The sequence below is a fragment of the Methylobacterium sp. 1A genome (assembly GCF_058072805.1).
On the sequence record NZ_JBYQVE010000002.1, the window covers coordinates 422,453 to 446,820 of the forward strand.

Consider the following 24,368-nt stretch of genomic DNA (forward strand, 5'->3'; position numbering starts at 1 on the left):
CGGATCAGCGGGCGCGGCAGTTCGGGCCGTACCAAGTCATGGTCCGGCGATCCATGCCGCCGTCCGAGGAGGCGCCGCAGACGGGGAACCGCGCGTCGCCGGCGCGCTGCAGGCTCATGACCTTGTAGAGGTCCTGCTGGGCCTCGCGGCGGCGGTTCTGCTCGGCGAGCTGCGCCTGCCAGTACAGGTTGCTGTTGGACTGGGCGACGGCGCGCTGCTGGTGGAGCCCCATCATGCACTCGGCGAAGCCGTCGGTGCCGGGCTCGAAGCCGAAGGCGTAGCACTGGTTCTGATCCAGCGCGTGGCGCTCTTGCGGGGTGACGCAGGCCGCCAGCCCCAGGGCACAGGCCGCCGCGAGCCCGAGCTTCGCGATTGCGGGCAGCGCGGGGCGGCGGGCCGCGGAGCGGTCGTCACGCATCGCGGCCGTGCGGGAAGAACAATTCTGGCTGGCGCCGATAAACTGAACGCCGAATTTACCGTGAAACCAGTTGTTCATGATCCTCAGGACCTCGATTTCTATCGGCAGGACCATCCGTGAGCCGATGGAAGGAGGTCTATACGAGGCCGTTCGAATTGTTCGTGTCTCAGAACACGCGGGCCGGAGGCTCGATCGCTGCCCGCAATGCCCGTTATCCCGCCCGACGCGCGATTCCGCACGCGGGGAAGGACTTTCGTCACGCTTGATGGGTCGGTGGGGCGGGCCCGCGAGCACGGCCGGCGGCGCGCGCGGCGCGTGGGCCGGACCGGCGCGGCCCGGGACGGTCGCCGGCAGGCGGGGCCCGGCGCTAGGAGCGCCGTCGTCGGGCTCGGCCGCGCGGAGTGTCGGAAGGAACGCTCACCGGACGGAGAGTTGCGCGTCCGGCGCGGTGGGGCGGCTCGCCCACAGGGCGGGCGCGCCGGGTCGATCCGGCGCGCCCGCGGCGATCAGACGAAGTGCTGGCCGCCGTTGATGGTCAGCGTCGAGCCGTTCACGAAGCCGGCCTCGTCGCTCGCCAGATACTCGACCGCGTGGGCGATCTCGTCGGCCTCGCCGAGGCGGCCGGTCGGGATCGTGGAGATGATCTTGTTGCGGATATCCTCCGCCACCGCCATCACCATCTCGGTGGCGATGTAGCCCGGCGCCACCACGTTGACCGTGATGCCCTTCGAGGCGCTCTCCTGCGCGAGCGCCTTGGCGAAGCCGATCACACCGGCCTTGGCGGCCGAGTAGTTGGTCTGCCCGGCCTGGCCCTTCTGGCCGTTAATCGACGAGATGATGATGATGCGGCCGAAGTTGCGGCTGCGCATGCCCTCGATCAGCGGACGGGTGCAGGTGAACATCGAGTCGAGGTTGGTCTTGATGACCGCCTGCCACTTCTCGAACGTCATCTTGTGGAAGGCACCGTCCCGGGTGATGCCGGCGTTGTTCACCAGGATGTCCACCGGGCCGAGCTCGGCCTCGATCGCCTTGATGCCGGCCTCGCAGCTCGCGAGATCGCCCACGTCGAACTTGAAGACGGGGATGCCGGTCTCGGCCTTGAAGGCGTTGGCCGCCTCGTCGTTGCCGGCGTAGTTAGCGGCGACCTTGTAGCCCTTGTCCTTGAGCCGCTTCGAGATCGCCGCGCCGATGCCGCGGGTGCCGCCCGTCACGAGGGCGACGCGTCCTTGAGCCATTGTTTCCTCCTGTTCGCATCACTTGATGCCGCGTGCGGATGGCGTCCGCACGCGATTTTTTCTGACTTCGGCCTTAAGTCTATGTTGTGGGCCGATACTGTCGTGACAGACCGATCAGGTCCGCTCGACGCACATCGCCACGCCCATGCCGCCGCCGATGCAGAGCGTAGCGAGGCCCTTCTTGGCGTCGCGGCGCTTCATCTCGTGGAGCAGGGTGACGAGGACGCGGGCGCCCGAGGCACCGATCGGGTGGCCGATGGCGATGGCGCCGCCGTTGACGTTCACCTTCGCGTCGTCCCAACCCATGTCCTTGTTGACGGCCAGTGCCTGGGCCGCGAAGGCCTCGTTCGCCTCGATCAGGTCGAGGTCGGACGGCTTCCAGCCGGCCTTCTCCAGGGCCTTGCGCGAGGCCGGGATCGGGCCGGTGCCCATCACCTTCGGGTCGACGCCCGCGGTCGCCCAGGACTTGATCCGGGCGAGCGGGGTCAGGCCGCGGCGCTCGGCCTCCGAGGCCGACATCAGCACCAGGGCGGCGGCGCCGTCGTTGAGGCCCGAGGCGTTGGCGGCCGTGACGGTGCCGTCCTTGGTGAAGGCCGGCTTCAGCTTGCCCATCGCCTCCATGGTGGCGCCGTCGCGGATGTACTCGTCGGTGTCGACGACCGTGTCGCCCTTCTTGCCCGGCACCGTGACGGGGACGATCTCGTCCTTGAACCGGCCCTCCTTGCGGGCGGCCTCGGCCTTGTTCTGCGAGCGGGTCGCGAACTGGTCCTGCTGCTCGCGGGTGAGCTGGAAGGCCTGGGCGACGTTCTCGGCGGTCTGGCCCATGTGGTAGCCGTTGAAGGCGTCCCAGAGCCCGTCCTTGATCATGGTGTCGACGAGCTTCACGTCGCCCATCTTCTGGCCGCCGCGCAGGTACTGCGCGTGGGGCGACAGCGACATCGATTCCTGGCCGCCGGCCACGATGACCTTGGCGTCGCCGTTGGCGATCTGCTGCATGCCGATCGCGACCGTGCGCAGGCCCGAGCCGCAGACCTGGTTGAGGCCCCAGGCGGTGGCCTTCTCGGGGATGCCGGCCTTGATGGCCGCCTGCCGGGCGGGGTTCTGGCCGGCGCCCGCGGTGAGGACCTGGCCGAAGATCACCTCGTCCACCTCGTCGGGCGAGACCTTGGCGCGCTCCAGGGCGGCCTTGATCGCCGTCGCGCCGAGCTCGTGGGCCGGCACCGCCCCGAAGGCGCCGCCGAACGAGCCGACCGGCGTGCGCGCCGCCCCGACGATGACGATCTCTTCGCTGCCTGCCATGTGAACGTTCTCCTCTCGCGAGCCGGCGCGCCTTCCACGTCCCGGGGCGCGCTCTGTGCCGGCCCTGGGATGAAGGGCCTGAGGTGGGCGAAGTCAAGGTTGTGGATCAACGCGCCAAACGCGCCGATGACGCGACCGCGAGACTGAAATGGCGCGACCGCCCCGACCGCTCTGCATTATTCTGCGTTGAACAGCTGCAGTTTGCTGTTTTCTGCGCCCGGGGAAGGCTTTAAGGATCGTGTTGCGGGCGCGAAGACAGCCCCCGTCAGACAGCACCGCGCGTCTGCAACGCCCCCCGGTCCCGAGTCCAGAAAGGCCGTTCCCGATGGCGGATACCGTCAAGGCCACCCAGACCGTCATCAAGAAGTACGCCAACCGGCGCCTCTATCACACCGGCACCTCGACGTACGTGACGCTGGAGGACCTCGCCACGATGGTGCAGAACGGCGAGGATTTCGTCGTCTACGACGCGCGCACGGGCGACGACATCACCCGCTCGGTCCTGACGCAGATCATCTTCGAGCAAGAGAACAAGGCCGGCGCCGAGAACCTGCTCCCGGTGGCGTTCCTGCGCCAGCTGATCCGCTTCTACGGCGACAGCATGCGCACGATGGTGCCGAGCTTCCTCGAATTCTCCATGGCGAACTTCGCCAAGGACCAGGACGGCCTGCGCGAGAAGTTCGCCCAGAGCTTCGGCCCGGCGGCGTTCCAGAACGCCATCGAGCAGCAGGTGCGCACCAACATGAACTTCTTCGGCGATGCCATGAAGATGTTCACGGGCTTCGCCCCGCCTGCGCCGGGAGCCCAGCCGACCGCGCCGGCCGCGACTCAGCCCACATCCTACGGGGGCGGCGAGCTGGACGATCTCAAGCGCCAGATGCTGGAGATGCAGCAGCGCCTGGAAGCGCTCGCGAAAAAGTAATTCGGCCGGACCGACCGGACGAAGGGTTGACGATCGGTAAACGTCGGCCCCACCTTTGCGACACGGGCACGGAAACGTGCGGAGAATGTGCGCATGGTGCGTATCGGAACAGTCAGCCGTCTCGGCCCGACACAGGTCCGCTCCACCCGGCGCGCGCCGGTCCCGGACGCGGACCCCTCCCCCGAGACGGCGCGGACGGAGGTCCAGGCGCTCGCCCTGATCGACGGGGGCCGGTCCGATGAGCCGCCCGCCCCCCGGACAGCGGAACGCGCGGCCGCGGGGAGACCCCGCGCCGGCTTCATCGCGCAGTTGCTGACGGCGGGCGATCCGACGCTGCTGCCGTCGCGCCTGGAACGGACCCGGATGGCCGCCGCGCGCTACGCGGAGGCCGCGCGGCGCCTCGCCTGAGGCGCCGCCCTCGCGAGGCTCAGGCCTCGGCCGACTTCACCTTCAGGACCTGACGGCCGCGGTACATGCCGGTCTTCAGGTCGATGTGGTGCGGACGGCGCAGCTCGCCGGAATCCTTGTCCTCGACGTAGGTCGGCGCCTTGAGGGCGTCGGCCGAGCGGCGCATGCCGCGGCGGGAGGGGGAGGTCTTTCGCTTCGGAACGGCCATGGCTGGATCCTTCGTGACGCCGCGGACAAAGCGGCGCGCGGGCGGCTCCTCGATCGAGGATCGCCACGCACACCGCGGGATACGGATGAGGCCGGGCTTATAGCTCCGGCGCCGGCCCGTGACTAGGGGTGCCGGACCACAACCGTTAAGGGCGGGTTCAAGCGGAGCGGCGCAGATCTGGCCGGACGGCACCGCTGTGCGGGCCGCGCCTCTCGGGAGAACGCCATGGCTTCCTCCACCAAGACCCTCGCCCTCCTCGCCCTCCTGTCGAGCCTCGTCGCGGCCCCGGCCCTGGCGCAGGCGCCGCAGGCGCCGACGACGGCGGCACCGACGGCCCCCGCGAAGCCCGCGGCCCCGAGCGCGCCCGTCGCCGGATCGCCGAACGCCGCCAAGGGGGCGCTGATCGATCTCAACAGCGCCAGCACCGAGGAGTTCGACGCGCTGCCCGGCATCGGCGCGGCGCGCGCGGCCGCGATCATCAAGGGACGGCCGTATCGCGGGAAGGACGATCTCGTCTCCAAGAAGATCATCCCGCAGAACGTCTACGACGGCATCAAGGACAAGGTCATCGCCAAGCAGAAGTAGCCGCTACTCGGCGATCGCCCCCTGAGGCATGGAGAAGCCGGGGGGCGTCTTCGGGGCCGCCGCCTTCGGTGCCGCCTGGCGGGGCGCCTTCTTGCGGGCCTCGGCCTTCGGCACCTTCGGCGCCTTGACGGCGGGCGCCGCCTCGCAGGCGCGGAAGGTCAGCTGCGCCAGGGGCGTCCCCTCCTCGCTGACGATCGCGATCGGATCGGGGAAGGTCGGCAGCGTCGGCTCCCAGTGGATCGAACCGCCCAGCATCGCCTCGATGCCCGACGCGGCGCCGCCGCGCCGCAGCGTCGTGAAATCGGGCCCGTAGGCCGTGGCGACCTTTCCGGCGATCACCACCTGGAGAACCTCGTTCACCTCGGTCGTCAGCGGCCTGAGCGGGTTCGTCGTGCGGACCTGCCCGGCCCGCGTGATCACCATTTTGAACCCCTTGGCGCTCTCGAAGCGGGCCGCCTGCGTCCCGCAGGGCTGCTCGAGGGTCGGGCCGGCGGCGGGCGTGGGGCTCGCCGCCTGAGGGGCGGCTTCACCTGGCGGCGGCGTCGCGGCGGGCGCGGCCGGTGCAGGCGCGACTTGCGCGGGCGAAGCTTGGGGAGGCGCGGCCTGCGCCGGAATGGCCGCCGCGGCCGGCTTACCGGCGGGCGCGGCCGTAACGCCCGTCATCGTCGACAGGCAGAGAGGGCCGGCGAGCAGCAGCCCGGCCGCCCCGCGCGCGCACAGCTTCATCGCCCAGCTCCCGGCGGGTCCCGGCGGAGCGGCACGTCGCGCTGCGTCCGGTCGAGGGCGCGGATCGGCTCCAACTCGATCGCGTCCAGATCGAGCACCCGCGGGTCGAGCACCTGGGCGCTGCGGTCGATCGGGCTCTTGCGCGGTCCGACCGAGCCGATGACGAGGTCCTCGTCCTCGATGTCGAGTTCGGAACCCATGCGCAGGGGCTCGCGCCGGCCGCGCGCCGCCATCGCGGCCACGGCGACGATGGCGACAGCGATGACCAGAATAGCCAGGATGATGAACAGGCGCTCCATCAGGAGGCCAGCTCTAGCCTGCGGTTCAGGCCGCCGCCACCCCATCCCGTCGTCGATGTTCCCCCGCTGCGTCGCGGCCGTGTCCCCTGTCACGTCCCCTGTCACCTCCTCGGTCACGTCCCCGGTCACGTCCCCGGTCACGTGCGGAACGCTCCTTGCGTGAGCCGCCGGACCGGGTAGATGCGGGCAGACCGGAGCCGGGACCGACCGATGCAGCACGAGCCGAGCCGCGAGCCCGAGGAACTGGAGGCGCACCTCCTCGGACTGATCGAGGCCGCCCGGGATCAGGCCCGGGAGGACCCGTTCCGCAACCCCGTCCTGGCGGTGACCCTGGCGATCACCCGGCGCTTCGACCGGAACGAGATCTCGACGGGCGACCTGGACGGCCTGTTCGTGCGCCTGCGTGCCGCAGCGCTGGCAGCGCGGGCGGAACGGCTGCGGGCCTATGTCGGGCTCGATGCCGGCCCGGAGGATCCGCAGGCGGCGATCCCCGCGCGGCTCGTGGCGGCGGCACCCGACCGGCCGGACGGCGTCGAGGCCTTCGCGGCCCTGATCCACCGCACCGCCTTCGCGGTGGTGTTCACGGCCCACCCCACCTTCGGCATGCCGCGGGCCGTCGCGGGCCTCCTCGCCGAGGCCGCGAGCCTGCCCGACACCAAGGACCGCGCCGGGCTGATCGCGCGCGCGGCGGCCCTGTCGACCCGACCGGACGCGCCGATCACCCTGGATGTCGAGTTCGAGCAGGCCTGCGCGGCGGCCAATAACGGCCGTCTCGCCCTCGACGCCTTCAACGGCGCCCTTCTCGACGCCGCCCGCGCCCGCTGGCCCGACCGCTGGACCGAACTGACGCCCCGCCCCTTCGCCATCGCCAGCTGGGTCGGCTGCGACACCGACGGGCGGACCGATATCGGCTGGTGGGACACTCTGCGCTACCGGCTGATCTCGAAGCGCATGCAGTTCGACCGGGTGATGCGCGACCTGCCCGAGATCCCCGCCTGCCGCGAGGTCCGGGCCCTCGCGGAGAACGCCCTGGCGGCCGTGAACCGCCAGCTCACCGTGGCGCCGCGCCTCGGCGACCAGCCGTCCCTGGAGGCGGTGCACCGCTTCGCCCTGGCGCTCATCATCGAGCGCGAGCGCGCCCAGACCGACGCGGGCGCCCTCGTCGTCGCGCTGACCAAGGCCCTCGAGGTCGCCGACGACCCGGCCGACCAGCGCCGGATCGCCGTCCTGCGCGCGGGCGTCGCGACGCACGGCCTGTCGAACGCCCTGCCGCATTTCCGGCTGAACGCCAGCCAGATCCACAACGCGGTGCGGCGGGTGATCGACCTGGAGGGCGAGCCCACCGACGCGGCCCGCCGCCGCTCGCACCTCGCGACGATCCACACGCTGCTGAACGACGTCCGCCCGGTGGCGGTCGATTTCGGGGCGCTCGCGGCCGAGCGGGCCTCGGCGGCGCGGCTGATGATGACGATCGCCCAGATCCTCAAGCACGTGGACGGCACCCATCCGGTGCGCTTCCTCATCGCCGAGACCGAGACCGGCTACACCCTGCTCGCCGCCCTCTGGCTCGCGCGCCACTACGGCATCGCCGACAAGCTCGAGATCACGCCGCTGTTCGAGACGGCGAGCGCGCTGGAGCAGGGCATCCGGGTGCTCGACGACGCCCTGCGCAACCCGCACTGGCGCCAGTACCTGAAGCGCATCGGCCGCCTCACCGTGCAGTTCGGCTACTCCGATTCGGGCCGCTACGTCGGCCAGCTCGCGGCGACCTTCTGGATCGAGCGGCTGCGGCTGCGCATCACCGAGATGCTGGTCCAGAACGGCCTGTCCGACGTCGAGCTCGCGATCTTCGACACGCACGGCGAATCGATCGGGCGCGGCGCCCATCCGACCTCCCTGCGCGACCGCCTCGCCTACCTCGCCCCGGAGGATGCCCGGGACCGGGCCCGCAAGGCCGGCATCCGGGTCCGGCTCGAATCGAGCTTCCAGGGCACCGACGGCTACCTGCTGTACGGCACCGAGGCGCTGGCGCGCGCCAGCGTCGCCCGCATCGCCGAGCACGTCTACGCCCTCGACGTGACGGAGGAGGATTCGTTCCCGGACTACGCCCTGAACGACCGGCCGAAGGCCGCCGACGGCAAGGTCGACCCGATCTACGCCGAGCCGGATTTCGCCCTCGAATTCTTCACCGCAGCCCGCCAGGACATGGAGTCGCTGGTCGACGACCCGGGCTACGCGGCGCTCCTCGGCACCTTCGGCCCGAGCCTGATCGACCGGACCGGGTCGCGCCCGGTGGCGCGCCAGACCGACAATGGCGGCCCGGCGCGGATCACCCATCCGCGCCAGATGCGGGCGATCCCCAACAACGCGATCCTGCACCAGCTCGGCTTCCTGGCGAACTCCCTCCACGGGATCGGCCGGGCGGCCCAGCGCGGCCCCGACCTGTTCCGCGAGATGCGGCGCGACTCGGTGCGCTTCTCCCGGGCCTTCCGGCTGGTCCAGCACGCCGCCTCGGTCGGCGACCTCGACGTGCTGCGGGCCTACATCGACACTCTCGATCCGGCCGTGTGGCTGGAGCGGGCGCGGCGCACCCAGAAGGATTTCCGCCGGGACGAGCTGGTGGTGATCTCGGGGGCGCTGGAGCGCCTCGACCTCGCCCCCGCGCTGCGGAACCTGTTCGGACGCCTGACCCGGGACTGGCTCGCCCTGAGCGCGGCCGCCCCGGACCTGCCCGCCATGTCGGCCCGGCTGACGCTGCTCCACGCCCTGCGCCTCGCGCTGATCCACCGGATCTGGTTCCTGGCGGTGCACATCCCGGGCTTCCGGCCGCAGGCGGGCATCTCCCGCGAGCAGCTGCTGGAGCGCTTCCTGCGGCTGGACATCGACGGCTGCCTGAAGCTCCTCGACGCGATCTTCCCGGTCACGCCGGACCCGACGCTCGGCCTCAATTTCGGCGAGCCGGCCGGCCCGCGCGACGTCGGTACCTACGAGGCGGAGCACGCCAACCTGTTCCAGCCGATCCGCCGGATGTTCGATCAGGTGCGGGAGATCTCGGGGATGATCCAGCACGAGGTCGGGGCGTTCGGGTAGGCGCGGCCCTCAGGCCGCCTCCACCCGCAGGACCGTGCCGCCGATCCCGGTAACGCGCACCCGGCGACCGGCGGGCAGGTCGGGCCCCTCGATCCGCCACAGCGTGTCGTCGAAGCGGATCCGGCCCGCGCCCCGCACGATCGGCTCGTCGAGCACGCCCTCGCGCCCGATCAGGCCGCGGTCGGCGCGGTTCAGGTCCGGCCCGGCCCGCCTGCCGCGGTGCTGGAGGCGCGCCGCGAGCGCCACCAGGGCGACGGCGAGACCGGCGAAGAGCAGGGTCTGGCCCTGCCAGGGCATGGGCAGCGCCGCGGCCGCGAGGCCGGTCGCGACGGCGGCGAGGCCGAGCCAGATCAGGAACACGCCGGGCAGCAGGATCTCGGCACCGGCGAGCACGAGGCCGGCGATGACCCAGCTCCAGGCCGCCCCGAGGGCCCCGAGGGTTCCGGCGAGGGCATCGAGCGTCACCGGCGTCAGGCCCGCGGCGGCGCGACGTTCGGCGGGCTCCCCGCGCGCCGGGGCGCCGCGGCGCCGTCGCCGAAGACCGTGCGGGTGAGCTCGCCGATGCCGCCGAGCGTGCCGGCGAGGGCCGCCGCCTCGATCGGCACCACCACGACCCGCTGGTTCGGCGCGGTGGCGATCGCCCGCACCGCGTCGACGTACTTCTCGGCCACGAGGAAGTTCGCCGCCGCGATGTCGCCCTCGGCGATCGCCCGGCTGACCATGCCGGTCGCGGCCGCCTCGGCCTCGGCCGAGCGCTCCCGCGCCTCCGCGTCGCGGAACGCGGCCTCGCGCCGGCCCTCCGCCTCCAGGATCGCCGACTGCTTGCGCCCCTCGGCCCGCAGGATCTCGGCGGCGCGCTGCCCCTCCGCCTCCAGGATCGAGGCGCGCTTCTCGCGCTCGGCCTTCATCTGCCGGGCCATCGCCCCGGCGAGGTCGGCCGGGAGCACGATGTCCTTGATCTCGATCCGGTTGATCTTGACGCCCCAGGGCGAGGCCGCCGCGTCCATCACCCGGAGCAGGCGCTCGTTGATCTCGTCGCGGTGGGCGAGGAGCTGGTCGAGATCCATCGAGCCGACCACGGTGCGGATGTTGGTCATGGTCAGGGTCGTGGCCGCGAGGTCGAGGCTCGAGACCTCGTAGGAGGCGCGCGCCGCGTCGAGCACTTGGTAGAACACCACCGCGTCGATGGTGACGCCGGCATTGTCGCGGGTGAAGGCCTGCTGGCTCGGCACGTCGATGACCTGCTCCATCACGTTGACCTTGCGGCCGATCCGCTCGACGAAGGGCGTGATCAGGCCCAGGCCGGCGTCGAGGCTGCGGGCGTAGCGGCCGAAGCGCTCCACCGTGTAGACGTGGCCCTGGGGCACGATCTTCACGCCCGCGGCCAGGGTGATGATCGCCAGCACCGCCAAGCCCACGGCGAACACGCTCAGCCCCAACGGAAGCCCCATCGACACCCCTCCCCTGACGGCGCCACGGCCGGCGCGGCCGCGCAGCCTAACAGGCCGATCGGGGCTCCGCGACCGCGTGTCCGCGGGGCAGCCCGGAGGCGTGCCGCGCCGCGGCGTGAACGGTCACCCGCGGATGTCGATCATCAATGGTTCAGGCCGCCGCGCTTAGGAAGCCCGCAAGCGTCGCGTTCGTCGTCGCTCGGACCCCGTCAACGCAACGCTTGTTGAAGAAATATTCGGCATGATCCCCGCCACCCTCGCTGCGGAAAGAAGTCCTTTCGCGCCGCTGCGGGCGGCAGAAATCCCCACCCAACCGGACTCGGTGCGCGCGTGAAGATCGCTGTCCTCGCACATCTGAAATACCCGATCGGCCAGCCCTACGCCGGCGGCCTGGAGATGCACACGCATCTCCTGACCGTCGCGCTGAAGCGGCACGGGCACGACGTCACGCTGTTCGCGAGCCGCGGGTCCGACCCGGCGCTCGACCCGGTCATGCTCTGCGATCCGACCGGGGACGCGCTCCTCGACCCGGAGCGGGAGGAGGCGATCGACCGGGAGGAGGAGGACGCCTACCGGCGCATGATGGAGATGGTCGCGGCCGGAGGCTTCGATCTCGTCCACAACAACGCGCTGCACGCCCTGCCGCTGCGCGAGAGCGCCCGGCTCGGCCTGCCCTGGGTCACCGTGCTGCACACGCCGCCCTTCGACTCCCTGGTCGGCGGCGTCGTCCAGGCCGACCCCGACATGGCCTTCCTGGCGGTGTCCCCCTCGCTGGCGCAGGAATGGGCGCATCTCGTGCCCGGCGCCCAGGTGGTCGACAACGGCGTGGACCTCTCGACCTTCGCGTTCTCACACGCTGCCGACGATACGCCCTTCGCCTTCTGGTCGGGCCGGATCGTGCCCGAGAAGGGGCTGCACCTCGCGATCGACGCGGCGCGCGCCGCCGGGCTGCCGCTGACCTTCGCGGGTCCCAAGCTCAATCCCGGCTACTGGGCCGCCGAGATCGCCCCGCGTCTCGGGCCGGACCTGACGCATCTCGGCCATCTCTCCCACCGGGACCTCGCCCATCATCTCGGCCGGGCCCGCGTGGCGATCGTCTCGCCCCGCTGGGAGGAGCCCTTCGGCCTCGTCGTGGCGGAGGCCCTGGCCTGCGGCACGCCGGTCGCCGCCTTCCGGCGCGGCGCCATGCCCGACATCCTGGACGCGTCCTGCGGCCGCCTCGCCCGCCCGGACGACCCGCAGGATCTCTCGGTGGCGATCCGGGAGGCCGCCGGCCTGTCGCGCCGGGCCTGTCGCGACCGCGCCGAGGCGCTCTACGACGCCGCCGCCATGACCGGGCGCTACCTGGAGGCCTACGACGCCGTGATCGCGCGCTGCGCCGAGCGGGCGCGGCCGGCCCTGCGCGTCGCCGGAGGACGCGGCTGATCGGCGCGGATCCGCGCGCCGCAATCCGCACCCGAGCCCGGAGCCCGGCGGCATGACGGGCCGCCCCCGACCTCCGCGGCGCACGAGGGTGCCACGGGAGACCTGCCATGACCACCGACGCCGACCATCCGGCCCCGCCCCCCTGCGTCGTCTGCATCCCCGCCCGGAACGAGGCCGAGCGCCTGCCGCGCCTGCTCGCCTCCCTGGCCGCGCAGAACGGCGTCTCGGCGCGGGCGCCCCTGCGCGTCGTGGTGCTGGCCAACAACTGCACGGACGGGACCGTCCAGGCAGTGCGCGACGTCGAGGCCTCGGGCATCCTCGCGACCCTGACCCTCCGGCTGATCGCGGTCGAGCTCGGCGGCGCGGACGCCCATGTCGGCACGGCGCGGCGCATGGCGCTCGATGCCGGGGCCGAGTGGCTGGAGGCGGACGGTGAGCCGGACGGCATCCTCCTGACCACCGACGCGGATGCCCGCCTGCCGGCCGAGTGGGTCGCGGCCAACCTCCGCGCGCTGGAGGCCGCCGACATCGTCGGTGGCCGGCTGGTGATCGACGACGACGGCACACCGGACCCCGCCCTGACGGACCTGCACGCGCGCATCGAGCGCTACTGGTCCGGCGTCCGACGCCTGGAGGACCTGCTCGACCCGCCGCCCTACGATCCCGCCCCCCGTCACGGCGACCATACCGGCGCGAGCCTCGCCGTGCCCGCGATCCTGTACCGGGCGGTCGGCGGGCTGCCGGCGCTGCCCTGCGGCGAGGACAACGCCCTCGTCGGGCTGCTGCGCGCCAACGGCGCGCGCCTGCGCCACTGCCCGGACGTGCAGGTGCTGGTCTCGTCCCGCCACCAGGGGCGGGTCTCGGGCGGCATGGCCACCGAGATGCTGCGCCGGACCCGCGTCCTCGACGGGGAGGCCTACCTGCTGCCGGAGGCCGCGCACTGGCAGGCGCTGATCCTGCGCCGCGCGGCCCTGCGCCGGGCCTTCCACCTCGACCCGCAGGCCCGCGCCGCGGCCTGCGCACGGCTCGGTCTCGACGCCGACGACCTCGCCGCCGTCGGGGCCTGCCCGAACGACATCGCCTTCGTGGAGCGGGCCGACCGGATCCTCGAGTCGCGCAGCCCGCCGGCGCGGGACTGCGCCCTCGACCAAGCGGTCGCCGATCTCGACGCCCTCGCGTCGTCCCTGAGGGACGCCGCGTGACCCGCGGCATCGGCTGGTACGTCCATCACCAGGGCGCCGGCCATCTCCAGCGGGCCCGGGCCGTCGCCGGTGCTCTGGACCGGCCCTGCACGATCCTCGGGACGCTGGCCGGGTTCGACACCGCCGGCCTCGACACCGTCGACCTGCCCGACGACCGCCCCCTCGGCGACGCGGCCTTCGACGGCCGGGACGGCGCGACCGAGCGGCCCGAGGCCCTGCACTACGCGCCGCTCAACCATCCGGGGGTCCGCGCGCGGATGGCGCGCATCGCCGCCTGGGCGGAGCGGGCCGAACCGGCCCTCCTGGTCGTCGACGTCTCGGTGGAGGTGGCGCTCCTGGCGCGCCTCCTGTCGGTGCCGACCCTGGTGGTGCGGCTCGCCGGGACGCGGACCGACCGGCCGCATCTGGAGGCCTTCCGCAGCGCGACGCGGCTGCTGGCCCCCTTCCCCGCGGCACTCGACGGCGCGGCCGTGCCGGACTGGGTCCGGGCCAAGACGCTGTACGCGGGCTTCCTGGGCGCGCCGGCGCAGGCCCCGATCGAGGCGGGACGCGAGATCGTGGTCGTGTTCGGCCGCGGCGGCGCGGGGGGCGACCTCGCGGATCTCGCCGCGGCCGCGCGGGCGGTGCCGGACCGGCCGTGGCACGTCCTGGGGCCGGTCTCAGGCTCGGGCGCCGTCCCCGGCAACCTGCACCTGCACGGCTGGGTCCCGGACGTCGAGGCGCGGGTCGCTCGGGCGGCTTTGCTGGTGGGCGGCGGCGGCGACGGTGTGGTCGCCCTGGCGGCCGCGCAGCGGAAGCGCTTCGTCTGCCTCCCGGAGGAGCGTGCCTACGGGGAGCAGACCGAGAAGGCCGAGGCTCTGGCCCGGCTCGGGGCCGCGATCGTTCATCCCGGCTGGCCCTCGGCCGCGGCCTGGCCTGGCCTCATCGCGGCGGCCCGCGCCATCGACCCATCGGTGATCGGCGGCCTGCACGACCCGGACGCGGTCCGGACCTGCGCCGCGACGATCCAGACCCTGATCGCGGATCTCTGAACGGCCGGGCCGCGACGGAGCGGGCGGTCGCCGCGCCGGCGCGGGTGCCTCAGTCCGCACTCATGTCCGGACTCAGGAGATCAGGTCGAGCTTCGCGGCCTCGATCCCGTCGGCGCGGATCGTGTCCGGCAGGGACGAGAAGTCGCGATAGCCCGCCTCGCGCGCCATGGCGTCGAGGGCCGTCTGCTCGTCGTCGGCCGCCCCCGTCCAGAGCACCGCGCCGCTCTTCTTCTGCCTGATCTGGAAAATGCTCATCGACCCCTCCCCGGTCCCGAGAAGACCATCGGCCTATTAACGTCGCTATTCGTGGCTGGTTGCAGGTTGAGCGCCGTGAACGGCCGCGCTCCGGCCGCCCCGATCACCTGCGGCGCGAGGCCCGGCGACGGCCCCGCCGGATGGCGCTATGCTCGACCTCCGGTGGAGTGGCTCGCCATGAAAACGCCGACCTGCCCAGCGAGGGAGAGGCAATACCAGTCCAGCGCCGCTTGCGAGGCCCCCGTCGTGAACTCCGTCCGTTGGCGCGCGCCCCGCCTCAGTCTCCTGTGCGGGCTCGCGATCCTCGCCGGGGCGCCGGCCAGGGCCGTCGAGACCGCCGCCGTTCCCGACGCGGCCGCCATCGCGCCCGCCGTCACCGTGGTCCCGGCCGAGAACCGCGAGATCGTCGAGCGGGCGGTCGTCACCGGCACGCTGGTCCCGCGCGACGAGATCCTCGTCTCCCCGGAGGTCGAGGGCCTGCGCATCACCGATCTCCTCGTCGAGGAGGGCGACCGCGTCACCAAGGGACAGGTTCTCGCCAAGCTGTCGCTGGAGATGATCGTCACCCAGGAGGCCTCGAACGCCGCGGCGATCGCCCGGGCCGAGGCGGCCATCGTCCAGGCCCAGAGCCAGATCGTCCAGGCGGAGGCGGCCAACGTCGAAGCCAAGCAGTCGCTGGAGCGGGCCCAGGCGCTCGCCAAGACCGGGAACGCCACCGCGGCCGTGCTGGAACAGCGCGTCTCGGCGGCGCAGGGGGCGGAAGGGCGCCTCGCCGCCGCCAGGGGCGGCCTGCAATCGGCCCAGGCCGACCTCGCCACCGCCCGGGCGGCCGGCGCCGAGATCGCCCTGCGGCGTGCCCGCACCGATATCCGGGCGCCGGAGGCCGGCATCGTCAATCGCCGCACCGCCCGGATCGGCGCCACAGCCACCGCGGTGGGCGAGCCGCTGTTCCGGCTGATCGCCCGGGGCGAGATCGAGTTGGAAGGCGAGGTGCCGGAGACGTCGCTGGCGCGCATCCACGTCGGCAACCCGGCGAGCCTCGACCTCGATGATGGCCGCCGCCTCGCCGGCAAGGTGCGCCGGGTCTACCCGGAGGTCGACCGGGCCACGCGGCTCGGCAAGGTGCGCATCCGCCTCGGCGACGATCCGGCCCTGCGCATCGGCGCCTTCGCGCGCGGCAACGTCGAGATCGCGCGCCGCACCGGCGTGGCCGTGCCGGTCTCCAGCCTGCTCTACGCGGCCGACGGCCGCGCCAGCGTCCTCGTGGTGAAGGACGGGCGTGTCGAGGCGCGGTCCGTGACCGCGGGGCTCTCCGCCGACGGCTTCACGGAACTCCGCTCCGGCGTGGCGGCCGGCGAGAGCGTCGTGGCCCGCGCCGGAAGCTTCCTGCGCGACGGCGACCGGGTGCGCGCCGTGCCGGCTCCGACCGGCACGCCGATCGCCGACGCGGCCCCGCGGTAGGACGAGACGAAGGATCCGGCCATGCGCCTCAACGTCTCCGCCTGGGCGATCCGCAGGCCCCTGCCCTCGGTGGTCCTGTTCCTGGTCCTGATGATCCTCGGGCTCGTGAGCTTCCGCGCGCTGCCGATCACCCGGTTCCCCAACATCGACATCCCGATCGTCTCGGTGACGATCACCCAGTCGGGCGCCGCGCCCGCCGAACTCCAGACCCAGGTCACCAAGTGGGTCGAGGATTCGGTCGCCGGCGTGAAGGGCGTCAAGCACATCCTCTCGACGATCACGGAGGGCACCTCCACCACCACGATCGAGTTCCGCCTGGAGGTGAACCAGGATCGGGCGACCAACGACGTCAAGGACGCGATCGCCAAGATCCGCCAGAACCTGCCGCGGACGATCGACGAGCCGATCGTCTCGCGCGTGGAGATCGCCGGCCTGCCGATCATGGTCTACGGCGCCTCAGCGCCCGCTATGACGCCCGAGGACCTGTCGTGGTTCGTGGACGACGTCGTCGCCCGGGGCTTGCAGAGCGTGAAGGGCGTCGGCGGCGTCGAGCGCCTCGGCGGCGTCGCCCGCGAGATCCGCGTCACCCTGAAGCCTGACCGCCTGCTGGCGCTGGGCATCACCGCCGCGGACGTGAACCGGCAGTTGCGCCTGACCTCGGCCGACATGGCCGGCGGCCGGGCCGAGGTCGGCGGCCAGGAGCAGTCCATCAGGGCGCTCGCCGCCTCGGCGAGCCTCGACACGCTGGCCAAGACCTCCATCGTGGTGCCGGGCAACCGCAAGGTCCGCCTCGACGAGCTCGCGACCCTATCGGACACCGCCGAGGAGCCCCGCACCTTCGCGCGCTTCAACGGCGAGCCGGTGGTCGCGTTCGCGATCTCCCGCGCCAGCGGCGCCAGCGACGCCGACGTGTCGGTGGGCGTCGCCAAGAAGATCGCGGCGCTCCACGCGGCCAATCCCAACGTGCGGTTCGACCTGATCGACACCAGCGTCGTCAACACGATCGGCAACTACCACTCGGCCATGATGGGCCTGATCGAGGGGGCCCTCCTCGCCGTCGTGGTGGTGCTGCTGTTCCTGCGCGACTGGCGCGCGACCCTGATCGCCGCGGTGGCGCTGCCGCTCTCGGTGCTGCCGACCTTCTGGGTGATGAGCGCCCTGGGCTTCTCGCTCAACGCCGTCAGCCTGCTGGCGATCACGCTCGTCACCGGCATCCTGGTGGACGACGCGATCGTGGAGATCGAGAACATCGTCCGGCACATGCGGATGGGGAAGTCGCCCTACCGCGCGTCCCTCGAGGCCGCCGACGAGATCGGCCTCGCGGTCATCGCCATCACGGCGACGATCATCGCGATCTTCTCGCCGGTGTCGTTCATGGGCGGCATCGCCGGCCAGTACTTCAAGCAGTTCGGCCTGACCATCGCGGCCGCGGTGTTCATGTCGCTGCTCGTGGCGCGCCTGATCACGCCGCTGCTCGCCGCCTACTTCCTGCGCGACCACGGGCCGGACCACGAGCGGGACGGCGTCGTCATGCGCGGCTACACCCGCCTCGTGGCGTGGTCGGTCCGGCACAAGTTCATCACGCTGGTGCTCGGCCTCGCGTGCTTCGCCGGCTCCATCGCCTCCACGGGCCTGCTGCCCGCGGGCTTCCTGCCGGCGGAGGACCAGGCCCGCACCCTGTTCGTGGTGGAGCTGCCGCCGGGCGCCCGGCTCCAGGACACGGTCCGGGTCACCGACCGCATCGAGGAGAAGATCCGCGCGCTGCCCGAGGTGAAGAGCGTGTTCGTGGACGGCGGCCGTCAGCTGCCGGCCAAGAAGGAGGTGCGCCTCGCGAGCCTCACCATCAACCTCACGCCGAAGAACAGCCGCGACAAGACGCAGAAGCAGATCGACGCCGAGGTCGCGGCGATCCTCCGGGAGGAGCCGGACCTGCGCTTCTGGGCCCTGCGCGAGGGCGGCCAGCGCGACCTCGCGCTGATCATCGCCGGCCCCGACAAGGCCGTGGTGGCCGAGACGGCGGCCAAGCTCCAGCGCGAGGCCCAGCAGGTCCCGCACCTCGTCAATGTCATGTCGACCGCACCCCTCGACCGGACCGAGGTCCGGATCCGGCCGAAGCCCGCCGTGGCGGCCGATCTCGGCGTCAGCACCGACACCATCGCCGAGACCGTGCGGGTCGGGACGATCGGCGACATCGGCATGAACCTCGCCAAGTTCAACGCCACCGACCGCCAGATCCCGATCCGCGTGCAGCTCCCCGAGAGCGTGCGCGGCCGGCTATCCGACCTCGAGACCCTGAAGGTGCCGGTGAAGGGCGGGACGGCCGTCCCGCTCGCGACCGTGGCCGACATCAGCCTCGGCCAGGGCCCGACCGGCATCGACCGCTACGACCGCGCCGTGCGCGTCGCGCTCGAGGGCGACATGCAGGGCACCGACGCGCTCGCCGCGCTGATCAGCCAGGTCATGAACCTGCCCACCGCCAAGAACCTGCCCCCAGGGGTGACGATCAGCCAGACCGGCGACGCCGAGGTAATGGGCGAGGTCTTCGAGGGCTTCGCGCTGGCCATGGGCGCCGGCCTGATGATGGTCTTCGGCGTGCTGATCCTGCTGTTCGGCAACTTCCTGCAGCCGCTGACCATCCTGTTCTCGCTGCCGCTCTCCATCGGCGGCGCGATCCTGGCGCTCCTGATCTGCCACATGCCGATCTCGATGCCGGTGGTGATCGGCATCCTGATGCTGATGGGCGTCGTGACCAAGAACGCCATCATGCTGGTGGATTTCGCCGTCGAGCAGATCCGCGCCGGCGTCGACCGGAACGTCGCGATCGTCGATGCCGGCCGCAAGCGCGCCCGGCCGATCGTGATGACCACCATCGCCATGGCGGCCGGCATGGTCCCCTCCGCGATGGCCTACGGGATCGGCGGCGAGTTCCGCTCGCCCATGGCGGTGGCGGTGATCGGCGGCCTGATCGTCTCGACGGTGCTGTCGCTCGTCTTCGTGCCGGCGATCTTCGTGCTGATGGACGACCTGTCCCGCCTGCTGACGCGGCTGTTCGGCCGCTTCATCGGCGAGCGCGACGATCCGGAGGATGCCCCCGCCTTCGATCCGGCCCATCCGGCCAATGACGGGCACCCGCCGCCGCCGCGGATCGCCGCGGAGTAGAGCGGGTCGGCGCGGAGAGCGGGTGCCGGATCGGCGGCGCGGATTGCGTCGCGGATTGCGTCGCGCGCCGCGATGGGCTGTGACTCGGCCCCGCCGAATCAACGGAGACGAGCGAGACGATGTCGGGTGGTCACGGGGCGGTCGAGGGGTCGAACAAGCGCGTGGCGCTGCTGATCTCGGTGCTGGCGCTGTTCCTCGCGTTCAGCGAGACACTGGGCAAGGCGTCCCAGACGGATTCGATCGGCGCCAACGTCGAGGCCGCGAACCAGTGGGCCTATTTCCAGGCCCGCACGATCCGCGCGACGGTGCTCAAGACCGCCGACGAGGCCCTGGCGCTGGTGCCCCCGGGGCCGAACCAGGAGGCCATCGCCGCCAAGCGCGCCGAGTGGTCGAAGACGCTGGCGCGCTGGGATTCGGAGCCGGCGACCGGCGAGGGCCGCAAGGAGCTGTCCGAGAAGGCCCGCGCGTCCGAGGGCCGGCGCGACCTCGCGCTGCTGCGCTACCACCACTACGAGCTGGCCTCGGCGGCCTTCCAGATCGGGATCGTGCTGGCCTCGGCCGAGGTCATCACCGGGATCAGCCTGCTGGTCTTCGCCGGCGGCTTCCTGGGCCTCGCCGGGGCGGCGCTGCTCGGCTTCGGCTACCTCGCGCCGCACGCCCTGCCGTTCTTCCACTGAGCGGCCCCGGCCGCCGGCAGCGACGTAACGCCACCCCCGATCCCGATCGATCGAGCACAAGCGTCGCCGCACTGGACGCGCGGTCCGGAAGCTGATCGTCTCGGCGCATTCCAGGGGGGAATGATGTCGGAACACTCAGAAGACCAGGGACGCCTGACGAAGGTCGCCAGCGCGATCTTCCTGCACACCGAGCACGCGATCTACGCGGCGCTCGGCATCCTGCTGGCGCTCACCGCCCTCGTGGCGCTGATCGAGGCCGCCGGGATGACCTGGGAGGCGATGCGGGCGCTCGGCGGCGCTCAGCAGATCCTCGAGGTGATCGACCGGCTGCTGTTCCTGCTGATGCTGATCGAGATCCTGCACACGGTCCGGGTCTCGATGCGGTCGGGGACGCTGACCTGCGAGCCGTTTCTGATCGTCGGGCTGATCGCCTCGATCCGGCGGGTTCTGGTGATCACCCTGCAATCGTCGGAGATCATGCACGCCAAGGACTGGTCGCCGGAGAAGCAGGCGCTGTTCCAGGCCTCGATGATCGAGCTCGGCGTGCTGGCGGGTCTGATCCTCACGATGGTGTTCGCGATCTTCCTGCTGCACCGCGCCCGCGACGACGGCAAGCCGGCCGGCGAGGAGAAGCCCGAGCACGTGTCCTGAGATCCGCGCGCCTTCGCGGCGTTCACGAAGGACCTGCACCGATCCGTACGCCTGACGGCGTCCGGATTGCCCTGACCGTCCTTGCGAGCGCAGCGAAGCAATCCAGTTGCGCCACGCCGACCGAGGTAACGCTGCACTGGGTCGCTTCGCTTCGCTCGCGATGACGGAAGGAAACCGAACCGGAATCGGAAATCAGTTCATCCGCAGGATCGCGGCGTTGAGGAGCGTCGCGAAGGCGACCCAGGCCGCGTAGGGGACGAGGAGCCACGCCGCGAGCCGGTCGAACCGCCAGGTCAGCCGGATCGTCCAGAGCACCATCACCAGCAGCATCGCGACGACGATCAGGCCGGCGCCGATCGCGTGGGCGGTGAAGAAGACCGGCGTCCAGGCGGCGTTGAGCGCGATCTGCACCACGAACGCCGCGAGGGCGAGCCACCAGCCCTGGCGGCTCGGTCCCGTGCGCGGCATGGCGCCGAGCAGGCGCCAGAGCGAGACCGCGATCATCGTGTAGAGGATCGTCCAGGCGACCGGGAACACCCAGTTCGGCGGGTTGAAGGCCGGCTTGTTCAGGCTCGCGTACCAGCCCGGGATCTCCGCCTGGGTCGACACCGAGCCGACGGCGGCCGTGGCCGCGACGGGCAGGATCGCGGCGGCGAGGCGCAGCCAGCGCGGCAGGGGCGATCCCTCGGGGACCTGTGTGGCGGCGGTCATGATCGTCTGTCTCCACGGGGCGCGGCATGTGGCCCGGCATGTGGCGCGGCATGTGGCGCGGCATGTGGCGCGGCTTGCCGGCACCCGCGCGCCGTGGCACGCGCCCGTCTCCATCCGCCGAGAATCGCCAGATGTCACAGCCTTACGCGCCGCAGGGTCCGTCGGATACCCGGAGCGACGCCGAGCCGGAATACACGCGCCGGAGCCTCGCCGCCCAGGCCATGGGGCGGATCGAGCCGGAGACGCGGGCGGTGGTGATGCCGCTCCACGTCGCCACCACCTTCATCCGCGATCCCGACAACGGCTACAGCTCCGGCTACAGCTACGCGCGGCCCGACAACGCCACGGTGCGCGAGGCGGAGTCGGTCCTGGCGATGCTGGAGGGCGCCGCCGCCGGCGCGCTGCTGTTCGGCTCGGGGATGGCGGCGGCGACCGCGGTGTTCGGCGCGCTGGAGCCCGGCGACCACGTGGTCGCCGGCACGGTCATGTACTGGGCTCTGAAGCGCTGGCTGCGCGAGGAGGCGCCCCGGCGCGGCCTCACACTGAGTTTCGTGGACACGGACGACGCGGACGCCCTGCGCGCCGCGATCGAGCCCGGCCGGACCAAGCTCGTCTGGATCGAGACCCCCGGCAATCCGCTCTGGACCGTCACCGACATCGCCGCGGCGGCCGAGATCGCCCACGCGGCGGGGGCGCGGCTCGCCGTCGATTCAACGGCCGCCTCACCGGTGCACACGCGCCCTCTGCAACTCGGCGCCGACATCGTGATGCACTCGGCCACCAAGATCCTGAACGGTCATTCCGACGTGGTTGCGGGCGTGCTGGCGGGGGCGCGGGCCGACGCGTTCTGGGAGCGGATCCGGGGGATCCGCGCCGGCAGCGGCGGCATCCTCGGGCCGTTCGAGGCCTACCTGCTGATGCGCTCGCTCCGGACCCTGCACCTGCGGGCGGCCGCGCAGGCGGCGGGCGCCCTGCGCCTCGCCGGGCGCCTGAGCGGGCACCCGCACGTGACCCGCGTCCTCTACCCGGGCCTCCCGGACGATCCCGGCCACGCGGTCGCCCGCCGGCAGATGCGGGACGGGTTCGGCTTCATGCTGTCGATCCGGGTCGCCGGCGGCGAGGCCGGCGCCATCGCCACGGCGGCGCGGGTGCGGCTCTGGAAGCGGGCAACCTCGCTCGGCGGCGTCGAGAGCCTCATCGAGCACCGCGCCTCGGTGGAAGGCCCGGGCAGCCCCTGCCCGCCGGACCTGCTGCGCCTGTCCACCGGCATCGAGGACACGGACGACCTGTACGGCGATCTCGACCAGGCCCTGCGCGGCGCCCACGCGGGCTGATCGTCGCGGGCGCTTGGTGCCGAACCGTCTCCTGGCGCGTTGTGCCGGCAGTTCCGGCGGCGCGAACCGCCACAGATCGCGAGTCTGACGACATGACGACCCGTTCCCGCACGATGGTCCCCGGCACCTTCGCGCTGCTCATCCTGGCGCTCGCGCCGGCCTCCGCCCGGGCCGACGCCGTGCCCGATCTCGACGTCGAGCGGACCTGCCGGTCGGCTCAGGTCGCCAACACGAGCATCAGCGACAAGGCGAATTACGACGGCTGCATCCGCTCCGAGCGCGACGCCAAGAAGGAGGCCGAGCGCCACTGGAGCAGTTACACGCCCGCCGCGAAGAGCCAGTGCCAGAACCAGTTCAAGGCGGGCGGCTTCCCCTCCTACGTCGAGATGGTGACCTGCCTGGAACTGGCGTCCGGCACGGTGCCGACCCAGAGCGCCGAGGGCGGCCGCGCGGTGGGCGGGCCGGGTGCGCCGAAGGACGTCAAGGTGCAGCGGGAGGGCGGCGCCAACCTGACCAAGGAACCGCCCGCGAGCCAGCGCACGGATCCGATCCAGGTGCTGGAGAACAAGTAGGCGGCGCGGGCGCCGTCACGCGCCGCTGTCGGCCGTGGTGACGAAGGGGACGTCGACGGTCTCGCGGCCGGCGCGTTACCGGGTGCCCGCGATGAGGGCCCGCACCGCCGCGGCGACCCGGGCGCGCTCGGCGGCGCGGTGATTCTCCCCCCTCTCGTCCGGCATGCCAGCACAGCTTCCGACGGGGCGCGACGCGGCGCGCGGGCGTGCTATGGGCCGAGTCCTCCCCCCGCGCATCAGCCCCCGCTCCCGCCGGCCCCGTGAACGCCCTCGCCATCATCGCCCCGATCTTCGGGATCGTCCTGATCGGCTGGGCCGCCGCCCTCGCGGGGCTCCTCTCCGACAAGGTCAGTGACGGGCTGTCGGAATACGTCTTCGCCGTCGCCGTCCCGGCGCTGATCATCGCCACGCTGACCAAGCCCGGGATGAGCGGGACCATCGCGTGGTCCTACTGGGTCGCGTATTTCGGCGGCGCGGCGATCTCGTGGTCCGTCGGCACGCTGATCGCCCGGCGGCGGGCCGGGATCGAGCGCCGGGGTACTATCCTCCACGGCTTCGCGGCGAGCCAGTCGAACACGGTGTTCGTGGGCGTCCCGATGATCCTCCAGGCCTACGGCGAGGAGGGCGCCTTCCCGCTGTTCATGCTGCTGGCCGTCCACCTGCCCCTGATGATGGGCAGCGCCACTTTCCTGATCGAGTCCGATTCCGGCCTGCCGGTCCTGGCGCGGATCCGCGGGCTCGCCCTGGTGCTGCTGCGCAACCCGATCTTCGTGGCGCTGCTGATCGGCATGGCCATGAAGGCCCTCGGCCTCGCGCCGGTCGGCATCGCCCAGTCGCTGATCGACGCCTTCGCCGGCACGGCCTCCACCTGCGCCCTGGTGGCGCTGGGCGCCGGCCTGAAGCGCTACCGGGTGCTGTTCGACCTCAAGGGTGCGCTCGTGATCGCGCTCCTGAAGAACCTCCTGCACCCGCTGGCGGTCTGGCTCCTGGCCTTCCACGTCTTCGCGATGCCGGCCGCCTACGCGGGCGTCGCGACCCTGTTCGCCGCCATGCCGGTGGGGATCAACGCCTACCTGCTGGCGGCGCGCTACCGGACCGAGACCGGCATGGTCGCGGCCTCGGTCCTGGTCTCGACGCTGCTGGCGCCGCTCACCACGCTGCTCTGGCTCATGCTCCTCGGCCGCGCGTGACGGCGGCGCCCCGGCGTCACCGCGCGCGTTGGACCGGGCGGCGCGCGGGTCTAGGGTAG

General features: G+C 72.2%; 24 protein-coding genes. 14 read left to right on the forward strand and 10 right to left on the reverse strand.

Annotated elements, in window-relative coordinates:
• Positions 1 to 4: 4 nt before the first annotated feature.
• The 3 genes from ACX9MN_RS22205 to ACX9MN_RS22215 all read right to left on the reverse strand — a co-directional run bounded on the left by ACX9MN_RS22205 (position 5) and on the right by ACX9MN_RS22215 (position 2,952).
• Positions 5 to 418, reverse strand: a complete 414-nt coding sequence (locus tag ACX9MN_RS22205; protein WP_489725484.1) for a hypothetical protein — start codon at positions 416 to 418, stop codon at positions 5 to 7.
• 506 nt (positions 419 to 924) lie between these two features.
• The gene (gene phbB, locus ACX9MN_RS22210; RefSeq protein ID WP_020090774.1) at positions 925 to 1,653 is read right to left on the reverse strand and encodes an acetoacetyl-CoA reductase; all 729 of its coding nucleotides are present in this window, start codon (positions 1,651 to 1,653) and stop codon (positions 925 to 927) included.
• A 114-nt stretch (positions 1,654 to 1,767) separates the two neighbouring features.
• Positions 1,768 to 2,952, reverse strand: a complete 1,185-nt coding sequence (locus ACX9MN_RS22215; RefSeq protein WP_427507309.1) for an acetyl-CoA C-acetyltransferase — start codon at positions 2,950 to 2,952, stop codon at positions 1,768 to 1,770.
• A gap of 325 nt (positions 2,953 to 3,277) precedes the next feature.
• Here ACX9MN_RS22215 and phaR point away from each other — a divergent pair, with 325 nt between their 5' ends.
• On the forward strand, positions 3,278 to 3,874 hold the full coding sequence (phaR, locus tag ACX9MN_RS22220) for a polyhydroxyalkanoate synthesis repressor PhaR (RefSeq protein ID WP_020090776.1): 597 nt from the start codon (positions 3,278 to 3,280) through the stop codon (positions 3,872 to 3,874).
• A 93-nt stretch (positions 3,875 to 3,967) separates the two neighbouring features.
• Complete coding sequence (locus ACX9MN_RS22225) at positions 3,968 to 4,282, forward strand: hypothetical protein (RefSeq protein ID WP_489725485.1); 315 nt, start codon at positions 3,968 to 3,970, stop codon at positions 4,280 to 4,282.
• Between the two features lie 19 nt (positions 4,283 to 4,301).
• Here ACX9MN_RS22225 and rpmF read toward each other — a convergent pair whose 3' ends face one another.
• Positions 4,302 to 4,490, reverse strand: a complete 189-nt coding sequence (gene rpmF / locus ACX9MN_RS22230) for a 50S ribosomal protein L32 (protein ID WP_003601373.1) — start codon at positions 4,488 to 4,490, stop codon at positions 4,302 to 4,304.
• A gap of 225 nt (positions 4,491 to 4,715) precedes the next feature.
• On the opposite strand from rpmF, the gene ACX9MN_RS22235 reads away from it, so the two are divergent.
• Entirely contained in the window at positions 4,716 to 5,075 is a 360-nt protein-coding gene (locus tag ACX9MN_RS22235) for a helix-hairpin-helix domain-containing protein (protein WP_489725486.1), read from the forward strand.
• Positions 5,076 to 5,078: 3 nt separating this feature from the next.
• On the opposite strand, the gene ACX9MN_RS22240 is transcribed toward ACX9MN_RS22235, so the two are convergent.
• Positions 5,079 to 5,801: a hypothetical protein gene (locus ACX9MN_RS22240; protein ID WP_020090779.1), complete on the reverse strand. Its 723-nt coding sequence runs from the start codon at positions 5,799 to 5,801 to the stop codon at positions 5,079 to 5,081.
• A complete protein-coding gene (locus tag ACX9MN_RS22245) occupies positions 5,798 to 6,241 on the reverse strand; it encodes a hypothetical protein (protein WP_489725487.1) in 444 nt (147 codons plus the stop codon). Before ACX9MN_RS22245 ends, ACX9MN_RS22240 begins: the two co-directional genes overlap by 4 nt.
• Positions 6,242 to 6,310: 69 nt before the next feature.
• Between ACX9MN_RS22245 and ACX9MN_RS22250 the strand changes: the two genes are divergently transcribed.
• Entirely contained in the window at positions 6,311 to 9,190 is a 2,880-nt protein-coding gene (locus ACX9MN_RS22250; protein WP_489725488.1) for a phosphoenolpyruvate carboxylase, read from the forward strand.
• 9 nt (positions 9,191 to 9,199) lie between these two features.
• Here the strand turns inward: ACX9MN_RS22250 and ACX9MN_RS22255 are convergent, their stop codons facing one another.
• Positions 9,200 to 9,655, reverse strand: a complete 456-nt coding sequence (locus tag ACX9MN_RS22255; RefSeq protein ID WP_489725489.1) for an NfeD family protein — start codon at positions 9,653 to 9,655, stop codon at positions 9,200 to 9,202.
• Positions 9,656 to 9,660: 5 nt separating this feature from the next.
• On the reverse strand, positions 9,661 to 10,641 hold the full coding sequence (locus ACX9MN_RS22260) for an SPFH domain-containing protein (RefSeq protein WP_026604558.1): 981 nt from the start codon (positions 10,639 to 10,641) through the stop codon (positions 9,661 to 9,663).
• A 330-nt stretch (positions 10,642 to 10,971) separates the two neighbouring features.
• Here ACX9MN_RS22260 and ACX9MN_RS22265 point away from each other — a divergent pair, with 330 nt between their 5' ends.
• The 3 genes from ACX9MN_RS22265 to ACX9MN_RS22275 all read left to right on the forward strand — a co-directional run bounded on the left by ACX9MN_RS22265 (position 10,972) and on the right by ACX9MN_RS22275 (position 14,299).
• Positions 10,972 to 12,066: a glycosyltransferase family 4 protein gene (locus tag ACX9MN_RS22265; RefSeq protein ID WP_020090784.1), complete on the forward strand. Its 1,095-nt coding sequence runs from the start codon at positions 10,972 to 10,974 to the stop codon at positions 12,064 to 12,066.
• Positions 12,067 to 12,173: 107 nt separating this feature from the next.
• Positions 12,174 to 13,268: a glycosyltransferase family 2 protein gene (locus ACX9MN_RS22270; protein WP_020090785.1), complete on the forward strand. Its 1,095-nt coding sequence runs from the start codon at positions 12,174 to 12,176 to the stop codon at positions 13,266 to 13,268.
• Entirely contained in the window at positions 13,265 to 14,299 is a 1,035-nt protein-coding gene (locus ACX9MN_RS22275) for a glycosyltransferase (protein WP_489725490.1), read from the forward strand. Before ACX9MN_RS22270 ends, ACX9MN_RS22275 begins: the two co-directional genes overlap by 4 nt.
• 72 nt (positions 14,300 to 14,371) lie before the next feature.
• On the opposite strand, the gene ACX9MN_RS22280 is transcribed toward ACX9MN_RS22275, so the two are convergent.
• Positions 14,372 to 14,554, reverse strand: coding sequence for a hypothetical protein (locus tag ACX9MN_RS22280; protein WP_091676367.1), 183 nt, complete (start codon positions 14,552 to 14,554; stop codon positions 14,372 to 14,374).
• A 177-nt stretch (positions 14,555 to 14,731) separates the two neighbouring features.
• Here ACX9MN_RS22280 and ACX9MN_RS22285 point away from each other — a divergent pair, with 177 nt between their 5' ends.
• From ACX9MN_RS22285 to ACX9MN_RS22300, 4 genes are all read left to right on the forward strand, one after another.
• A complete protein-coding gene (locus ACX9MN_RS22285; RefSeq protein WP_489725491.1) occupies positions 14,732 to 16,015 on the forward strand; it encodes an efflux RND transporter periplasmic adaptor subunit in 1,284 nt (427 codons plus the stop codon).
• A gap of 21 nt (positions 16,016 to 16,036) precedes the next feature.
• A complete protein-coding gene (locus tag ACX9MN_RS22290) occupies positions 16,037 to 19,174 on the forward strand; it encodes an efflux RND transporter permease subunit (protein WP_489725492.1) in 3,138 nt (1,045 codons plus the stop codon).
• A gap of 119 nt (positions 19,175 to 19,293) precedes the next feature.
• Positions 19,294 to 19,851 (forward strand): DUF4337 domain-containing protein, encoded by a 558-nt coding sequence (locus ACX9MN_RS22295; protein ID WP_489725493.1) that lies wholly within the window; start codon positions 19,294 to 19,296, stop codon positions 19,849 to 19,851.
• A 123-nt stretch (positions 19,852 to 19,974) separates the two neighbouring features.
• Positions 19,975 to 20,502, forward strand: a complete 528-nt coding sequence (locus ACX9MN_RS22300) for a phosphate-starvation-inducible PsiE family protein (protein WP_043712027.1) — start codon at positions 19,975 to 19,977, stop codon at positions 20,500 to 20,502.
• Positions 20,503 to 20,694: 192 nt separating this feature from the next.
• Here ACX9MN_RS22300 and ACX9MN_RS22305 read toward each other — a convergent pair whose 3' ends face one another.
• A complete protein-coding gene (locus tag ACX9MN_RS22305) occupies positions 20,695 to 21,213 on the reverse strand; it encodes a TspO/MBR family protein (RefSeq protein WP_091979357.1) in 519 nt (172 codons plus the stop codon).
• Between the two features lie 131 nt (positions 21,214 to 21,344).
• On the opposite strand from ACX9MN_RS22305, the gene ACX9MN_RS22310 reads away from it, so the two are divergent.
• The 3 genes from ACX9MN_RS22310 to ACX9MN_RS22320 all read left to right on the forward strand — a co-directional run bounded on the left by ACX9MN_RS22310 (position 21,345) and on the right by ACX9MN_RS22320 (position 24,309).
• Entirely contained in the window at positions 21,345 to 22,547 is a 1,203-nt protein-coding gene (locus ACX9MN_RS22310; protein WP_489725494.1) for a trans-sulfuration enzyme family protein, read from the forward strand.
• Positions 22,548 to 22,639: 92 nt separating this feature from the next.
• Entirely contained in the window at positions 22,640 to 23,119 is a 480-nt protein-coding gene (locus ACX9MN_RS22315) for a hypothetical protein (protein ID WP_056531494.1), read from the forward strand.
• Between the two features lie 260 nt (positions 23,120 to 23,379).
• A complete protein-coding gene (locus ACX9MN_RS22320) occupies positions 23,380 to 24,309 on the forward strand; it encodes an AEC family transporter (RefSeq protein WP_489725495.1) in 930 nt (309 codons plus the stop codon).
• Positions 24,310 to 24,368: the final 59 nt, after the last annotated feature.

Bases quoted from the DNA above. Each gene is read 5' to 3' on its own strand.
- ACX9MN_RS22205 (WP_489725484.1), bottom strand. From the start codon at position 418: ATGCGTGACGACCGCTCCGCGGCCCGCCGCCCCGCGCTGCCCGCAATC.
- phbB (WP_020090774.1), bottom strand. From the start codon at position 1,653: ATGGCTCAAGGACGCGTCGCCCTCGTGACGGGCGGCACCCGCGGCATC.
- ACX9MN_RS22215 (WP_427507309.1), bottom strand. From the start codon at position 2,952: ATGGCAGGCAGCGAAGAGATCGTCATCGTCGGGGCGGCGCGCACGCCG.
- phaR (WP_020090776.1), top strand. From the start codon at position 3,278: ATGGCGGATACCGTCAAGGCCACCCAGACCGTCATCAAGAAGTACGCC.
- ACX9MN_RS22225 (WP_489725485.1), top strand. From the start codon at position 3,968: ATGGTGCGTATCGGAACAGTCAGCCGTCTCGGCCCGACACAGGTCCGC.
- rpmF (WP_003601373.1), bottom strand. From the start codon at position 4,490: ATGGCCGTTCCGAAGCGAAAGACCTCCCCCTCCCGCCGCGGCATGCGC.
- ACX9MN_RS22235 (WP_489725486.1), top strand. From the start codon at position 4,716: ATGGCTTCCTCCACCAAGACCCTCGCCCTCCTCGCCCTCCTGTCGAGC.
- ACX9MN_RS22240 (WP_020090779.1), bottom strand. From the start codon at position 5,801: ATGAAGCTGTGCGCGCGCGGGGCGGCCGGGCTGCTGCTCGCCGGCCCT.
- ACX9MN_RS22250 (WP_489725488.1), top strand. From the start codon at position 6,311: ATGCAGCACGAGCCGAGCCGCGAGCCCGAGGAACTGGAGGCGCACCTC.
- ACX9MN_RS22260 (WP_026604558.1), bottom strand. From the start codon at position 10,641: ATGGGGCTTCCGTTGGGGCTGAGCGTGTTCGCCGTGGGCTTGGCGGTG.
- ACX9MN_RS22270 (WP_020090785.1), top strand. From the start codon at position 12,174: ATGACCACCGACGCCGACCATCCGGCCCCGCCCCCCTGCGTCGTCTGC.
- ACX9MN_RS22280 (WP_091676367.1), bottom strand. From the start codon at position 14,554: ATGAGCATTTTCCAGATCAGGCAGAAGAAGAGCGGCGCGGTGCTCTGG.
- ACX9MN_RS22285 (WP_489725491.1), top strand. From the start codon at position 14,732: ATGAAAACGCCGACCTGCCCAGCGAGGGAGAGGCAATACCAGTCCAGC.
- ACX9MN_RS22290 (WP_489725492.1), top strand. From the start codon at position 16,037: ATGCGCCTCAACGTCTCCGCCTGGGCGATCCGCAGGCCCCTGCCCTCG.
- ACX9MN_RS22295 (WP_489725493.1), top strand. From the start codon at position 19,294: ATGTCGGGTGGTCACGGGGCGGTCGAGGGGTCGAACAAGCGCGTGGCG.
- ACX9MN_RS22300 (WP_043712027.1), top strand. From the start codon at position 19,975: ATGTCGGAACACTCAGAAGACCAGGGACGCCTGACGAAGGTCGCCAGC.
- ACX9MN_RS22305 (WP_091979357.1), bottom strand. From the start codon at position 21,213: ATGACCGCCGCCACACAGGTCCCCGAGGGATCGCCCCTGCCGCGCTGG.
- ACX9MN_RS22310 (WP_489725494.1), top strand. From the start codon at position 21,345: ATGTCACAGCCTTACGCGCCGCAGGGTCCGTCGGATACCCGGAGCGAC.
- ACX9MN_RS22315 (WP_056531494.1), top strand. From the start codon at position 22,640: ATGACGACCCGTTCCCGCACGATGGTCCCCGGCACCTTCGCGCTGCTC.